The organism is Prosthecodimorpha staleyi (assembly GCF_018729455.1).
In the GTDB taxonomy this organism is placed as follows: Bacteria; Pseudomonadota; Alphaproteobacteria; order Rhizobiales; family Ancalomicrobiaceae; genus Prosthecodimorpha; species Prosthecodimorpha staleyi.
This window is the reverse complement of sequence record NZ_JAHHZF010000006.1, coordinates 97,812-113,215: the sequence shown is the minus strand read 5'-3', so window position 1 is coordinate 113,215 and position 15,404 is coordinate 97,812. Positions and strand designations below refer to the sequence as shown.

The window sequence follows — 15,404 nt, the reverse complement described above, 5'->3', positions numbered from 1 at the left end:
GCGTCAGGCCTCGACCGGGGAAGCAGGCTTCTTCTGCAGGAAGACCTGGCGCTTGCATTCCGCGACCAGCACATCGGCCTGATTGTAGGCGCGGTGCAGGTATTCGACGATGCCGGCGTCGGGCCGCGAGCGGGATTCGCGCTTCGACAGGCATTCCGTCTCGACCCGGATCGTGTCGCCGTGGAAGACTGGGTGCGGGAACTTGATGTCGGTCATGCCGAGATTGGCGACGATGGTCCCGAGCGTGGTCTCGTGCACCGAGATGCCGATCAGGAGCGACAGCGTGAACAGCGAATTGACCAGCGGCCGGCCCCATTCGCTCTTGGCGGCATAGTCGAAATCGATGTGCAGGGGCTGCGGATTGTAGGTCAGGCTGGAGAACAGCATGTTGTCCATCTCGGTGCAGCTGCGCCGGATCGGATGGCGGATGACCTGGCCGATGGACCATTCTTCGAAATAAAGCCCGGGCATGTTTCCCCTCGATCGTTTTTCGGCGGGCCAAGGTCCGGCCATTCGGGCCGCAGTGTCAACCGGGGCGAAGGGATCGGCGTTCCGAAGCGGCGGCGATCCGGGACCCGGGCAGCCCTGCTGGGGTGCGCGTTAACCTCCTCTTTACCATGACGCGGCAGGTTAATGGCCGTTAACGGACCGTCAGGCCCCATGCAGATCGACCGGATCCAGCCGAGCAACCCGCAGATCTCGGCCGCCATCAAGGCGGCGAGCGATGCCACGGGCACGCCGTTCGACTATCTGGTCGCAACCGCCTATCGCGAATCGACCTTCCGGCCGGATCTGAAGGCGTCGACCTCGACGGCCACCGGCATGTACCAATTCATCGAGCAGCAGTGGCTCGAACTGGTCAAGCAGGAGGGGCCGGCGCTCGGGCTCGGCGGTGCGGCCGCGGCGATCAGCGAGCAGAACGGACGTTTCACGGTCGCGGACCCGCAGGCGCGCCAGCAGATCCTCGATCTGCGCAAGGATCCGGCGCTGGCCTCGGTCATGGCCGGCAAGGTCACGGCGCGCAACGAGGCCTACCTGAGCCGCGCCATCGGGCGCACGCCGAGCCAGCAGGATCTCTACGTCGCCCATGTCATGGGTCCGGCCGGCGGCGCGAAGCTGATCCGGATGGCCGAGCAGACCCCGACGGCCGCAGCCGCGACGGCCTTCCCGGCGGCGGCCGCCGCCAACCAGACGATCTTCTACGGCCGCGATGGCCAGCCGAAATCGGCTGCCGAGGTCTACCAGTTCCTGGCCCGCTCGCATGAGGCCCGGCCGTTGCCGTCGGAAACCGCCGATCTGCGCCTGCGCGCCGCCCGCTCGACCGAGACCGGCAGGCCGCGGGTCAGCCCGGCCGCGCTGGCCGACATCGTCAGGGCCCAGGCGGCGGCCGATGTGTCCAGGACGGGCATTCTCGGCGTCGCGGCCACCGGCACCGACATGAAAGCCGTGCGGACCGCGATCGGCCAGACCAGCCTGCCCGGCGAGGCCAGCGGCGCGACGGCGCCCAGCGGCGCCAATCTGCAGGGCTGGCGCGCCCGTCTGCCGTCGGATGCCTTCTCGGCGCTGCTGCGCACCGATACGGCGGCCGGACAGGGGCCGCAACTGGCGACCGGCGGGGCGCTCGGCTATGCCGATATCGCGACGGGCGGGGCGGCGCTCCAGGCCCGCTCGCCCCAAACCGGCCCGCTGGCCTTCGGTCAGACGGGCTCCCGCGTGGCCGCTTCCGGAGCGGCGGCGGGCGGCCTGCCGCTCTCGGCGGCGACCCGGGCGGAAGTCCGGCCGAGCCGTCTCGTTGCCGCCCGTGCCCAGGGCGGCGCACCGGACGCCCCGTTGCCGATGGTCACCTCGCGGCTCGGCGTCGAGCGGCCGAGCCGGTTTTCCATGGCGGCCATGGTGGAGGCCGGTCTCGGCGGCACCAGCCGGATCACCGGCGCCGCCTCGGCGACCTCGGCCATCGCCGCACGAACCTCCGCACGGCCGGTCGCCGACGCATCGACGCTTGCTGCGTCCGCGGCGGCCGTCCCCCATCCGGTGCGCCTGGAGCCGATCTCGATCCTGCCGGCCGCCACGTCCGGCCCGGCCGCCGCGCCGTCGGCCGGCCGGGATATGGCCTCGCGCAGCGCCGCGGCGGCGTCCCGGGCGGCCGGGCAGGGCACGCTCTTCACCACCGCGTCGGTTGTGCCGCGCCTGTCGCGCACCGGCGCCCCCTCGGCATCTGCGGCTTCCGGCCCGGATCCGGCGACCCGCACGGCGGGCGCGGACGGCGCCCCGACCGCGTCCGACCGGACACGCCGGCCCGTGGCCCCGCTCGATCTCACGCGCTACATGCCGCGCTGAGCGTCGGATCGTGGTTGCCAATTCGTGAATCCCTATAGTGAACCAATCTTTAAACCTTAGGATGGCAAGCTCCGCGACGAGAGTGACGAGTGCGCGGGACTGTCGGGATGATCGTCGGCGAGTTTCTGAGATGGATGGCGATGGTGGGGCCCGAGCAACGGGCCTCCGCCACCGGGCCTCTCGTCCGCGCCTGGCTCGGCGGCGAGCTCGACGACCATGAACGGCAGGGCATCGAGGCCCTGATGACCATCCTGCTCGACGATCCCGATCGGCGCGTCCGTCTGGCGCTGGCCGAGGTGCTCGCCGATGCGCCCGCAGCCCCGCATGCCGTCGTGCTCGGCCTCGCTCAGGACGAGGAGGAGATCGCGGCGCTGGTGGTCGGCCGCTCGCCGGTGCTGATCGATGCCGAACTGGTCGATATCGCCGCCCTGGCCGGCGAGGCCGTGCAGGTCGCGGCCGCCGGTCGCCGGCCGGTCTCACCCGCGCTGGCAGCCGCGCTGGCCGAAGTGGCGGTGGTGCCGGCCCTGATCGCGCTGATCGAGAACCGGCAGGCGGCCATCCCGCATTTCAGCCTGGATCGGATCGTCGAGCGGGCCGGCCACGAGCGCGGCGTGCGGCAGGCCATGCTGGCGCGCGCCGGCGTGCCGATCGCCATCCGCCAGACGCTCCTCGATCAACTGGCCACCAGCCTGAAGACGATGGTCCTGGAGCGGGACTGGATGTCGGAGGAGCGGATCGACGCGCTGACCCGCGAGGCCAAGGACAAGGCGACCATCGCGCTTGCCGCCTCCGCCGAACCGCAGGAGATCGGCATCCTGGTCGCGCATCTGCGCGCCCGCGGCCAGCTGACCACGGCGCTTCTGCTGCGCGCGGCCTGCAACGGCAATATCCGTCTTCTCGGCGAGGCGCTGGCCAACCTGGCCGGCATGCCGGCCGCGCGCGTCTCCGCCCTGATGGCGGAGGGCGGCGAGGGCCCGTTCCGGGCGCTCGCGCGCAAGGCCGGTCTGCCCGAGCGGTCGCATCCGGCCTTCTGGGCCGCGATCGAGGTCAACCGCGACCTGCATGCCGATGTGGCCGCCGGTGCGCTCGACGACGCCGCGTTCACACGGCTCGTGACCGAGCGCGTGCTTGCGCGCTGCCCCGGCGACGCCGATGGGGAATTCCGGGATCTGGTCGTGATGCTGCGCCGTCTGGCGGCGGAGGCGGCCCGCGACGCCGCGCGCCAGTTCATTGCCCGCTCGCTCGAAACCGCGGCGGACGAGGGCGTCGCCGAGCCGGCCAACGACGATATGGCGGCTGAAGACTGGAACTGGCAGGGCAACGCCTGGGAGACCGTGGCGGCCCCGGCCTGGGAGGATCCCGACTTCGACACCGCTTTTGCCGAGGCGGTCCGTCACGCGGTTTCCGGTCACGCCGACGGCCCGATCGAGCCGGAGGCGGTCGAACGGGCATTGGCCGACTACGTCTTTCCGGAGGAGGCCGAACCGGCCGGCGAGGAAGGATCGCCGACCGAAGGCTGGGCGGCGACGCAATCCGAGGCCGACCTGCCGGCCGAAATCTACTATGCGCGTGGCATCCGAGCGGCCTGAACGAGCGGTCTGAACGATCCGTGCCGAAGGCTCTCCCGTCAGGCGGAGGCCGGCGGCACTGCCCTCAGGACCCGCGGCCGATATGACTCAGATATTCGTCGGTAACCTCGGTCAGCCGGTCGGCCAGACGAACCGCGGTCTGGCTGCTCTCGTCGCGCGCATCCTCGATCACGATTGCCCGGATCGCCTGGACGTGCTGGCGCACGAGCTCGTCGGGCAGCAGGTCGGGCGAGGCGGCATGGTCGAGCAGCATGCACAGGCTGGCGGCGACCCGGCCGGCGGCCGGATAGCCGAGCGTTGCCGCCTGGCCCTTGATGTCGTGGGCGCTGCGGAACAGTGCCTCCCGGCTGGCGGCGTCGAAGCTGGTATTGGCGGCCTGCTTCCAGGCCGAGAGCAGCTTCTCGGTCTCGTCGGCGATCCAGATTCCGAAGGTCGTCTCCAGCCGCTTCATGGCGGCCTCGGCCTGGGCGACCGGATCCTTCTCGCCGCGCTGGAGCTTGCGCTCCTTCACCTTGCCGCGCAGATCGATGCCCGGGGCGACGATCTCGCCATCGGACAGATCGAAGCCGAAATCGTCGTCTTCGGGCTCGACTGCCTGTGTCGCTGCGGATTTGGAACGCGCCATCGATCGGAATCCCGGAACTCGGACTTCGCGATCATGGCCGAGCGGGCTTTAACAATCTGTGTGCAAAGCCTGACAGTTCAGACCGTCAATACTTGAACTGCTCGGCCAGAATGCGTTCCTCCCAGCTGTGCTCGGGATCGAACATGATCAGGCTTTCCGAATGCCGGTCCTGGCGGACGGTGACCTCGCGCACGTCGCGGATCTCGGTGTGGTCGGCGGCCGCGCTCATCGGGCGCTTGTTGCCTTCCAGGACTTCGAGCCGGATCAGGGCGCGGTCGGGGACCAGGGCGCCGCGCCAGCGCCGCGGGCGGAACGGGCTGATCGGGGTCACCGCCAGGAGCGGCGCGCCGAGCGGGATGATAGGGCCGTGGGCGGACAGGTTGTAGGCGGTCGACCCCGCCGGCGTCGCCACGATCACGCCGTCGCAGGCGAGATCCTCCAGCCGAACGACGCCGTCGATGGAGAGCTTCAGGCGGCCGGCCTGATAGGTCTGCCGCCAGAGCGAGACCTCGTTGAAAGCCCGCGCCTCATGGGCCGTGCCGGCCACGTCGACGGCCTTCATGATCAGCGGGCGGATCGACGACACCTCGGCCACGGCAAGCCGGTCGAGCAGGCCCTCGATGCGGAATTCGTTCATCAGGAAGCCGACCGTGCCCCGGTGCATGCCGTAGATCGGCTTGCCGGAATTCATGAAGCGGTGCAGCGTCTGCAGCATGAACCCGTCGCCGCCGAGCGCGACGATCACGTCGGCATGGTCGGCCGGGGAGGACCCGTAGATGTGGCTGAGACGACGGCGCGCCGCCTCGGCTTCCTCGGAGGCGCTGGCCAGGAAACAGATATTGTCGAGCTTCGGCCGATACACGTCCATGGGCGCCTCGCGTGTGATCGGCGAGTATCATGCAGACGCCATGGCGGCAAGGCGACACCGTGACGGCGACACCCCGACGGCGAGACCCCGGCTTCGGCGGCCGGGCCTGCGCTTCGGGTGCCGGAAGAATGCCGCCGAGGACGCGGTTCCGGGGCCGGCACCGGACGGGGCGCGATCGGAGTACGGCTGATGTCCGTGGATCTCTACGATGGGGAAGCGCTGGTCATCGTCTATTCGACCTTTCCGGAGATGGGCGGCGCCCAGGCGGTCGGGCGCGGGCTGGTCGAGGCGGGGCTCGCCGCCTGCGTCAACCTGCTGCCCGGGATGGTCTCCATCTATGCCTGGCAGGGAACGGTCGAGGTGGCTGACGAGATCGTCTTCCTGGCCAAGACCCGCGCTGCGCTGGCCGAGGCGGCCATGGCGGCGATCCGGGCCGCGCATCCCTATGAGGTGCCGGCCCTGGTCGTGCTGCCGATCGCGTCTGCGGCGCGCGCCTATGGCGACTGGATCTGCGGCGAGACGGATGCCGGGTGATGCGTCCGGGCCGGGAGCGGGCCGCCGGCCGGCTTCCGGCGCGCACCCCGCGCTCCGGCGAGCCGGTCCGGTGACGCCGGCGGTGCGGCTTCAGAGCTTCGGCTTCGGCGGGATCGCCTTCAGATAGGCGGCGATCGCGGCACGGTCCTCCTTGGGCAGGTGGGACATGTTGTCGACCACCGACGTCATGGCGCCGCCGACGCTGTCGCCGTCCGGCGTCAGGCCGCTCTCCAGATAGTAGGCGATGTCGCTCGCCGACCACTTGCCGAGCGCACCGGCATCCGGCGTGATGTTCGGGACCTTGCCGTCGCCTTCCAGCGCCTTGGCGCCGGCGAGCCAGCGCGACCGGTCGGGCCCGCCGATCGGATTGCGCGGCGTATGGCACTCGCCGCAATGACCGGCACCCTCGGCGAGATAGCGCCCGCGCGCCACGTCCTCCGGCGCCGTCAGCGCCACGACCGGGGTCGGGTCGAGATAGAGCTGCTTCCAGAGGCCGACGCCGCGGCGGATGTTGAACGGGAAGGGCAGTTGGTTGGGCGGTGCCGCGTCCGCGACCTTGGGCAGGGTCTTCAGGAAGCCGGCGAGGTCGATCACGTCGTCGAGCTTCATCCGTGCATAGGAGGCGTAGGGGAAGGCCGGATAGTAGTGCCGGCCGTCCGGCGACACGCCGCGCGTCATGGCATTGGCCAGATCGAGCGCCGACCAGCGACCGATGCCGTTGGTTTCGTCCGGAGAGATGTTCGGTGCCACGAAGCGGCCGAAGGGCGTGTCGAAGGCCTGCCCGCCGCCGAGCTTCAGCTTCTCGGCATCCTTGGCACCCTTGGCGGCATGGCAGGACGCGCAGCCGCCGGTCCAGAAGACCCGTTCGCCATTGGCGATGTCCGGCTGTCGGTTCGGCAGTGCGGCGGCGGCCAGCGGATTTGGCGCCGTGAGCACCCAGAAGGCACCGACGCCGAGGGCGCCGAGGACGAGGGCGGCGGTGAACAGGCGCTTCATGCTCGGCACTCCGGTCGATGGCCTTCAGATGCGAACGGCCCCGATGTCGTGGACATCGGGGCCGTGGAGGTCAAGAGAGGAGGATCAGCTCTTCTTCAGGCGGAAATCGTCATGGCAGCCCTTGCAGGTGCCGCTGAGCGCGCCGACCGCGGCCTTGACGCCGTCCAGATCCTTGCCGGCGACGGCAGCCTGAGCACCGGCGACCTGCTCGAGCTTGGCGAGCGCGGCCTTGAAGCCGGCCATGTCGGTCCAGATCTTCGGGGCCGCAGCATTTTCAGCGCCCTTGTCGCTGCCGGCCGGGAAGAGGGCGTCGAAGCCCTTGGCCTTGGCCGCCATGGTCTCGACGGCCGCCTTGGCCTTCGCCGAGTCATAGGCTTCCTCGCCCTTGACCATCTTGACCAGCGCGCCCATCGCGCCGCCGACCGCCTTCATGGCCTCCTGGCGCTGCTTGATCACGTCGACCTGGGCGAATGCCACGCCACCCGCCACGACGACGGCCAGAGCGGCCCCGACGATTCCAGCGAAAACCTTCATGCTGTTCTCCCCATTCTTTGCGAAACGCGGACCCGGTCGGGGTCCGTCGCAAGCCTATCCGCCCGCGAATGACGCGAAGATGAGGTGAGCCTGTCGTTTTGAGCGATTCAAAGAAACGTGAGATCGCGTCAATGAACGTAGCGTTCAATAATTGGAAACAATCTAATCAGTGACCTGGCGCAGCCAAGCCTGCAGATCATACCAGTCCGTCACACGAGCTATGCGATCGTCGCGGATCTCGAACAGAGCTCTGCCCCGGACGCGATAGGCCTGACCGGTCGCTTCCGGCATTTCGATCTCGGACGGATGGGCGCGGTCGGTTTCGAGATAGCGGCCGTCGACCGTGAATTCCGCTGCGGCATTTTCGCCGCCGTCCGTCGCCATCACCACCAGGTCGCCGACCTGCTCGTGATAGCAGCGGTTCATCCGCTCCATGCAGAGGGCGAAGTCCGCCTTGCCGATCTCGCGGCCCCCCTGACTCACGTCGTGAATCACGTCGTCGGTCAAAAGCGCGAGCGTGCCCGGGATGTCGCGGGCATTGAAACAGTCGTAGTAGGCGCGGACGAGTTCGAGCGTTTCCATGCGGGCCATGGCGGTTTCCCTCGTGCGGCGTGCGTCTGCCGCGACTGGTCTTCTGGCGGACCAGCACAAGCCATAGACCGCATTCCTCGGACCTTCAAAGCGTCGGCACGCCGCAGGCGGAACCAAATCCGAAGCCGGGCGGGATATCAACAGCCCATGCGGCCGGTCTTGTCGGAAAACGACGCCCGGCCCGTCGCATCGGCACAAGCCCGCGGGGGCTTGCCGTGCGGTTATCCGGACGGATCGGCCGCGCCGGCATGCCAGCCGGGCCGCTCGAATCTGCTGCGCTTTCCGGAGTTCGCCCCTTGCGCTTCTCGTTCGCTTCGCTTCTCCGCAACGCCTTCTCGGCCCATACCGGCTGGCCGGAACAGTGGCGTTCGCCGGAGCCGAAGGCCGCCTATGACGTGATCATCGTCGGCGCCGGCGGCCACGGCCTTGCCACGGCCTACTATCTGGCCGCCGAGCACGGCATCACCAATGTGGCGGTGATCGAGCGCGGCTGGCTTGGCGGCGGCAATACCGGGCGCAACACCACGATCATCCGCTCCAACTATCTCTGGGAGGAGTCGGAGGCGCTCTACGATCACGCGCTCGATCTGTGGCAGGACCTGTCCCAGGTACTGAACTACAACGTCATGTATTCCCCGCGGGGCGTCATGATGCTGGCGCATACCGTGCACGACGTGCAGGTCGCCAGGCGCCACGTCCATGCCAACCGGCTGGCCGGCATCCAGAACGAATGGCTGTCGCCGGAAGAGGCCAAGGCCTTCTGCCCGCCGCTGAACATATCCAAGGACATCCGCTACCCGGTGATGGGTGCGGCCCTGCAGCGCAAGGGCGGCGTCGCCCGCCACGATGCAGTCGCCTGGGGCTATGCCCGCGCCGCCTCCGCGCTCGGCGTCGACATCATCCAGAACTGCGAAGTCACGGCGATCCGGCGCGGGCCGGACGGCGCGGTCACCGGCATCGAGACCACCAAGGGGCCGATCGGGGCCAAGAAGATCGGCGTCGTCGCGGCCGGTCACACCTCGGTGGTGATGGGCATGGCCGGCGTGCGCATGCCGCTGGAGAGCTATCCGCTGCAGGCGCTGGTCTCCGAGCCCCTGAAGCCGGTCTTCCCCTGCGTGGTGATGTCGAACACCATCCACGCCTACATCTCCCAGTCCGACAAGGGCGATCTGGTCATCGGCGCTGGCACCGACCAGTATGTGTCCTATTCGCAGACCGGCGGCCTGCACATCACCACCCACACGCTCGACGCGATCTGCGAACTGTTCCCGATGTTCCGCCGGGTGCGCATGCTACGCAACTGGGGCGGCATCGTCGACGTGACGCCGGACCGCTCGCCGATCCTGGCCAAGACGCCGGTCCCGGGCCTTTTCGTCAATTGCGGCTGGGGCACCGGCGGCTTCAAGGCGACGCCGGGTTCGGGCCACGTCTTCGCCCATACGATCGCGCGCGACGCGCCGCACCCGAAGAACGCCCCGTTCACGCTCGAACGCTTCCGCGACGGCCGTCTCATCGACGAAGCCGCGGCTGCCGCCGTCGCACACTGATCCAGAGCCCGGTCGAAACCATGCTGCTCATCACCTGTCCCATCTGCGGGCCGCGGCCCGAGATCGAGTTCCGCAACATGGGCGAGGCCCATATCGCGCGGCCGACGCCCGAGGGCACGACCGACGACGACATGGCGGCCTTCCTGTATCTGCGCTCCAACCCGAAGGGGCTGATCGCGGAGCGCTGGCGCCATGTCCATGGCTGCGCGCGCTTCTTCAATGCGGTCCGCCACACCGTCACCGACAAGTTCGTGACCGTCTACGAGGTCGGCGCGCCGAAGCCCGATCTGGCGGCGCTCGCCGCCGATCTGGCCGCCAGGGAGGCGGGACGATGAGCCAGACCTTCCGCCGCCCTGAGGGCGGGCGCATCAAGCGCAACAAGCCGGTCGCCTTCCGCTTCGATGGCCGCGCGCTGACCGGCTACGAGGGCGACACGCTCGCCTCGGCGCTGCTCGCCAACGGCGTCCATCTGGTCGGCCGCTCGTTCAAGTATCACCGCCCGCGCGGCATCCTGACCGCGGGCGCCGAGGAGCCGAACGCGCTCGTCACCGTCTCGCGCGATGCCGCCCGCTCGACGCCGAACCTGCGTGCGACGCAGGTCGAGATCTACGAAGGCATGACGGCGGAGAGCCAGAACCGCTGGCCGAGCCTCGCCTTCGACGCCAGCGCGGTCAACGACCTCTTGTCGCCGATCTTCGTCTCCGGCTTCTACTACAAGACCTTCATGTGGCCGGCGAAGTTCTGGAAGTCGGTCTACGAGCCGCGCATCCGCGCCGCCGCCGGCCTCGGCAAGGCGCCGGAGCTGCCCGATCCAGACCGCTACCAGTCGCGCTTCGCCCATTGCGACGTGCTGGTCATCGGCGCCGGCCCGGCCGGCCTCGCCGCCGCGCTCGCCGCCATGGAATCCGGCGCCCGCGTCATCCTGTGCGACGAGCAGGCCGAGATGGGCGGCTCGCTCCTGTCCGATCCGGACGTGGCCATCGAGGGCCAGAGCGGCCGGCAATGGTCGACCGACGTGATCATGGCGCTGGCCCTGTCAGACCGGGTCACCTGCCTGACCCGCACCACGGCCTTCGGCTATTTCGCCGACAATTTCGTCGCGCTGGCCGAGCGCATCACCGACCACATGGCGGCCCCGCCGGCCGCGAGCCCGCGCGAGCGGATGTGGCAGGTGCGCGCCAAGCAGGTCGTCATCGCGACCGGCGCCATCGAGCGCCCGTTGGTCTTCCCCGAGAACGACCGGCCCGGCATCCTGTTCGCCGATGCCGGCCGCACCTACCTGAACCGATACGGCGTCATGGCCGGCCGCAAGACGGTCGTCGCGACCGCCTGCGACAGCGCCTATCTGGCCGCGCTCGACCTGCACCGCGCCGGCGTCGAAGTGCCGGCGATCCTCGACATCCGCCGCGAAGGCGGCGCCTTGACGGCGGCCGCAAGGGCCGCCGGCATCCGGGTCGAGACCGGCGCGACCGTCACCGGCACGCGCGGCCGGCTGCGCGTCGCCTCGGTCGAGTTCGGCCATGTCCAGGCCGACGGCTCGGTCCGTCACGATGCGGTGCTACCCTGCGACAGCCTGCTCATGTCGGGCGGCTGGACGCCGACCCTGCACATGTTCTCCCAGTCGCGCGGCAAGTTGCGCTTCGATGAGGCGACCGGCCGCTACCTGCCGGGCCTTTCGGCCGAGCACGAGCGCTCGGCCGGCGCCTGCAACGGCACAATGGCGCTCGGCGCCGTGCTGGACGAGGGCTATGCGGCCGGCGAGAGCGCCGCGCGCGCGGCGGGCCTCGCCACCCGCGGCACGAAGACCTTCGCGGTCGCCGGCGCCACGACGCCGGACGGCCAGGTACTCGGCGCCCTGCCGCACGACCGCAATCCCGGCCGGGTCAAGGCCTTCGTCGACTTCCAGCACGACGTGACCGCCAAGGACATCAAGCTCGCCGTGCGCGAGGGCTTCCGCTCGATCGAGCATGTCAAGCGCTACACCACCACCGGCATGGCGACCGACCAGGGCAAGACCTCCAACATGAACGCGCTCGCCATCGCGGCCGGCGCGCTCGACAAGCCGATCCCGGCGGTCGGCCTGACCACCTTCCGCATGCCCTATACGCCGACGACCTTCGGCATCTTCGCCAACACCTCGCGCGGCGACCTGTTCGATCCGGTGCGCAAGACCTCGACCCACGACTGGGCCGCGGCGGCGGGCGCTGAGTTCGAGAATGTCGGCCTGTGGAAGCGGGCGTGGTACTTCCCGCGCTCGGGCGAGACCATGCACCAGGCGGTCGACCGCGAATGCCGGACGGTACGCTCGGCGGTTGGCATCTTCGATGCCTCGACGCTCGGCAAGATCGAGGTGGTGGGGCCGGATGCGGCCGAGTTCATGCACCGGATCTACGTCAATCCGTTCCTGAAGCTCGAGGTCGGTCGCTGCCGTTACGGCATCATGTGCCGCGACGACGGCTTCGTCTATGACGACGGCGTCGTCGGCCGCATCGCCGCCGACCGCTTCCATGTCACGACCACCACCGGCGGCGCCCCGCGCGTGCTCTCGCATATGGAGGACTATCTCCAGACCGAGTGGCCCGACCTGAAAGTCTGGCTGACCTCGACCAGCGAGCAGTGGGCGGTGATCGCCGTCCAGGGCCCGAAGGCGCGCGAGGCGATCGCGCCGCTGATCGAGGGCATCGACGTCTCCAAGGCCGCCATGCCGCATATGAGCGTGCGCATCGGTACCATCCTGGGCGTGCCCTGCCGCCTGTTCCGCATGAGCTTCACCGGCGAACTCGGCTTCGAGATCAACGTGCCGGCGGCCTATGGCAAGGCGATCTGGGAGGCCGTGCATACCCGGGTCGTCGCGCTCGGCGGCTGTCCCTACGGCACCGAGGCCATGCATGTGCTGCGCGCCGAGAAGGGCTACATCATCGTCGGCCAGGATACCGACGGCACGGTGACGCCCGACGAGGCCGGCGTCGGCTGGGCGGTCGGCAAGTCGAAGCCGGACTTCGTCGGCAAGCGCGGCCTCGCCCGCGCCGACCTCCTGAAGCCCGGCCGCACCCAGCTGGTCGGCCTCGCCACGGTCGATCCGAAGGTCGTGCTGGAGGAGGGGGCGCAGATCACGCAGGAAGCCGATCCGGCGCCGCGCACCCATGCCATCGGCCACGTCACCTCGGCCTACCATTCCGCGGTGCTCGGCCGCTCGATCGCGCTCGCCATGGTCGAGCGCGGCCGGTCGCGGCTCGGTGAGACGCTGCATGTGCCCATGCCGGGCGGTGCGATTGCCGTGACGGTGGTCGACCCGGTCTTCTACGACAAGGAGGGAGGTCGCCTTGACCCCTGAGATCAGGCGCATCGGCGCCTTCGAGGGCCTGCCGGCCTTTCCGGCCACCTCGCGCGTCAAGGCGGTGCCGACCGGTCCGCTCGCCCGCATCCTGTTCCGCGGCAGCCCGGCGGCAGCCGCGGCCGTCTCCGCGGCCTTCGGCGCGCCCCTGTCGACCGTGCCGATGCGTGCCGGCGAGGCCGGCGGCCGCGCCGCGCTCTGGCTCGGCCCGGACGAATGGCTGCTGATCGGCCGCGACGGAGAAGGTGAGGCGATCCTCGCCGCCATTGCCGGCGCGGTCGCCGAGCCGCACAGTGCGGTCGATGTCGGGCACCGCAACACCGGGCTGATCCTGTCGGGCGCCCGCGCCGTCGACGTGCTCAATGCCGGCTGCCCGCTCGACCTGCATCCGTCGGCCTTCCCGGTCGGCATGTGCACCCGCACCCTGCTCGGCAAGGCCGAGATCGTGCTCTGGCGCCAGGCCGCCGACCGGTTCCATATCGAGGGCTGGCGCTCCTTCGCGCCCTATCTGCTCGGCTTCCTGGCCGAGGCGGCGCGGGAATACGCTTGAAGCAAGGGTGACGGGCCGGAGCGGCGGGTGGGGCCGCTGCTTCCGGCGATCGCCAGGGCGGGCATGGACGGCGACGGGCAGGGCGGGCCATCGATGATCAGCGTCTTCGACCTCTTCAAGATCGGCATCGGGCCGTCCTCCTCGCATACCGTCGGACCGATGCGGGCCGCCAAGTCCTTCGCGGACGGGCTGGTCGGCGAGCGCTTCAAGCGCGTCGAGGTGCGCCTCTACGGCTCGCTCGCCTGGACCGGCAAGGGCCACGGCACTGACAAGGCCGTGATCATGGGATTGACCGGCCAGATCCCCGACCAGGTCGAACCCGATGAGGCCCGTCTTCATCTGGAGGCGGTCGAAGCCGACAAGCTCCTCCCGGTCGCCAACCGGATTATTGAATTCGACCCCGCGCGCGACATCGTGTTCGATTTCGTCACGCCGACCGAGGGCCACCCGAACACGATGACCTTCGCGGCCTTCGCGGCCGACGGCCGGACGCTCGCCGAGGAGACCTGGTATTCGATCGGCGGCGGCTTCGTGGTCCGGGCCGGCGAGGATCTGGTCGGCGCCGAGGACGAGACGCCGCTGCCCTTTCCCTACCGCTCCGGCGACCAGCTGCTCGCCATGGGCCAGAGGTCGGGCCAGACGATCGCCGCCATGGTCTGGGCGAACGAATGCGCCCAGCGCCGCGCCGAGCGGGTGACGGCGCATCTCGACCGGATCGCCGAGACCATGTTCCTGTGCATCGAGCGCGGCATGCGCCATGACGGCGAACTGCCCGGCGGGCTCAAGGTCAAGCGCCGTGCGCGCCCCTTCGCCGAGCGGCTGGAGCAGGACCGCCGGGCCAACCATCGCATGCCGCATGAGGTGATGGACTGGGTCAGCCTGTTCGCCATGGCGGTGAACGAGGAGAATGCCGCCGGCGGCCGGGTCGTCACCGCGCCGACCAACGGGGCGGCCGGGGTCGTGCCGGCGGTGCTGCGCTACTACCGCGACTTCTGCGAAGGCGCGAATGAAGACGGAATCCATGCCTTCCTTTTGACCGCGACCGCGATCGGCGGCCTGTTCAAACTCAATGCCTCCATCTCGGGTGCCGAGGTCGGCTGCCAGGGCGAGGTCGGCGTCGCCTGCTCGATGGCGGCCGCCGGGCTCGCCGCTGCGCTCGGCGGCTCCAACGAGCAGATCGAGAATGCCGCCGAGATCGGCATGGAGCATCATCTCGGCATGACCTGCGACCCGATCGGCGGGCTCGTCCAGATCCCCTGCATCGAGCGCAACGCTTTCGGGGCGATCAAGGCGATCAACGCCGCCTCGATGGCGCTGAAGGGCGACGGCACGCACCGCGTCAGCCTGGACCAGGTCATCGCGACCATGCACCAGACCGGCAAGGACATGGCCACCAAGTACAAGGAAACCTCCCTCGGCGGCCTCGCCGTCAATGTGCCGGAGTGCTGAGCCCGATCGGGCCAACGCGATTTTCGGCGACAGCATGGAACCCCGCCCCCGTGGGGACGTTGTCAGGACATCGCCACGCGCAAGAAAACGGCGCGTAACCGAGCACCAGACAACGGAGAGCTTTCCCATGGGCAGCATGACCGACAAGGTTAAGGGCGTCGCCAACGAGGCGATCGGCAATGTCAAGCAGGGTATCGGCAAGGCGACCGACGACAAGGAACTGCAAGCCGAGGGCTGGGTGCAGGAGCGCAAGGGCGAAGCGCAGAAGGCCGTCGGCGAAGCCAAGGATGCCGTGAAGAAGAACATCGACAAGATCTGACGTTCATCTTCGCCATGAAAACGAGCGGCGTCGGCCTCAAGGCCGGCGCCGTTTCATTTGAGGATCGCCCGAACCGCCCCGCCGCCGCGCTGAGACCGGCCTTCGGGCGGCCTCGAGGAACTCACGAGGAT

General features: G+C 69.5%; 15 protein-coding genes. 9 read left to right on the top strand and 6 right to left on the bottom strand.

The window, feature by feature from the left end; all coding sequences use genetic code 11:
* Nucleotides 1-3 precede the first annotated feature (3 nt).
* Nucleotides 4-471: a MaoC family dehydratase gene (locus KL771_RS13235; protein WP_261969030.1), complete on the bottom strand. Its 468-nt coding sequence runs from the start codon at nt 469-471 to the stop codon at nt 4-6.
* A gap of 189 nt (nt 472-660) precedes the next feature.
* Between KL771_RS13235 and KL771_RS13230 the strand changes: the two genes are divergently transcribed.
* Nucleotides 661-2,337: a hypothetical protein gene (locus KL771_RS13230; protein ID WP_261969029.1), complete on the top strand. Its 1,677-nt coding sequence runs from the start codon at nt 661-663 to the stop codon at nt 2,335-2,337.
* Nucleotides 2,338-2,471: 134 nt separating this feature from the next.
* The gene (locus KL771_RS13225) at nt 2,472-3,926 is read left to right on the top strand and encodes a DUF2336 domain-containing protein (RefSeq protein ID WP_261969028.1); all 1,455 of its coding nucleotides are present in this window, start codon (nt 2,472-2,474) and stop codon (nt 3,924-3,926) included.
* A gap of 64 nt (nt 3,927-3,990) precedes the next feature.
* Here the strand turns inward: KL771_RS13225 and KL771_RS13220 are convergent, their stop codons facing one another.
* Complete coding sequence (locus KL771_RS13220) at nt 3,991-4,551, bottom strand: Hpt domain-containing protein (RefSeq protein WP_261969027.1); 561 nt, start codon at nt 4,549-4,551, stop codon at nt 3,991-3,993.
* An 85-nt stretch (nt 4,552-4,636) separates the two neighbouring features.
* Entirely contained in the window at nt 4,637-5,419 is a 783-nt protein-coding gene (locus tag KL771_RS13215; RefSeq protein ID WP_261969026.1) for an NAD kinase, read from the bottom strand.
* Nucleotides 5,420-5,608: 189 nt separating this feature from the next.
* Here KL771_RS13215 and cutA point away from each other — a divergent pair, with 189 nt between their 5' ends.
* Entirely contained in the window at nt 5,609-5,953 is a 345-nt protein-coding gene (gene cutA, locus KL771_RS13210; RefSeq protein ID WP_261969025.1) for a divalent-cation tolerance protein CutA, read from the top strand.
* Between the two features lie 90 nt (nt 5,954-6,043).
* On the opposite strand, the gene KL771_RS13205 is transcribed toward cutA, so the two are convergent.
* The 3 genes from KL771_RS13205 to KL771_RS13195 form a co-directional block, all read right to left on the bottom strand.
* The gene (locus KL771_RS13205; protein WP_261969024.1) at nt 6,044-6,958 is read right to left on the bottom strand and encodes a cytochrome c; all 915 of its coding nucleotides are present in this window, start codon (nt 6,956-6,958) and stop codon (nt 6,044-6,046) included.
* A gap of 75 nt (nt 6,959-7,033) precedes the next feature.
* Nucleotides 7,034-7,483, bottom strand: a complete 450-nt coding sequence (locus tag KL771_RS13200) for a c-type cytochrome (RefSeq protein ID WP_261969023.1) — start codon at nt 7,481-7,483, stop codon at nt 7,034-7,036.
* A gap of 162 nt (nt 7,484-7,645) precedes the next feature.
* On the bottom strand, nt 7,646-8,074 hold the full coding sequence (locus KL771_RS13195; protein WP_261969022.1) for a ketosteroid isomerase-related protein: 429 nt from the start codon (nt 8,072-8,074) through the stop codon (nt 7,646-7,648).
* Nucleotides 8,075-8,322: 248 nt separating this feature from the next.
* Between KL771_RS13195 and KL771_RS13190 the strand changes: the two genes are divergently transcribed.
* From KL771_RS13190 to KL771_RS13165, 6 genes are all read left to right on the top strand, one after another.
* Nucleotides 8,323-9,621: a sarcosine oxidase subunit beta family protein gene (locus KL771_RS13190; protein ID WP_390866708.1), complete on the top strand. Its 1,299-nt coding sequence runs from the start codon at nt 8,323-8,325 to the stop codon at nt 9,619-9,621.
* Nucleotides 9,622-9,641: 20 nt separating this feature from the next.
* Complete coding sequence (locus KL771_RS13185) at nt 9,642-9,956, top strand: sarcosine oxidase subunit delta (RefSeq protein WP_261969020.1); 315 nt, start codon at nt 9,642-9,644, stop codon at nt 9,954-9,956.
* Complete coding sequence (locus KL771_RS13180) at nt 9,953-12,955, top strand: sarcosine oxidase subunit alpha family protein (RefSeq protein ID WP_261969019.1); 3,003 nt, start codon at nt 9,953-9,955, stop codon at nt 12,953-12,955. Before KL771_RS13185 ends, KL771_RS13180 begins: the two co-directional genes overlap by 4 nt.
* Entirely contained in the window at nt 12,945-13,505 is a 561-nt protein-coding gene (locus KL771_RS13175) for a sarcosine oxidase subunit gamma (protein ID WP_261969018.1), read from the top strand. Before KL771_RS13180 ends, KL771_RS13175 begins: the two co-directional genes overlap by 11 nt.
* A gap of 93 nt (nt 13,506-13,598) precedes the next feature.
* The gene (locus tag KL771_RS13170) at nt 13,599-14,954 is read left to right on the top strand and encodes an L-serine ammonia-lyase (protein WP_261969286.1); all 1,356 of its coding nucleotides are present in this window, start codon (nt 13,599-13,601) and stop codon (nt 14,952-14,954) included.
* A gap of 127 nt (nt 14,955-15,081) precedes the next feature.
* Nucleotides 15,082-15,273: a CsbD family protein gene (locus KL771_RS13165; protein WP_261969017.1), complete on the top strand. Its 192-nt coding sequence runs from the start codon at nt 15,082-15,084 to the stop codon at nt 15,271-15,273.
* Nucleotides 15,274-15,404: the final 131 nt, after the last annotated feature.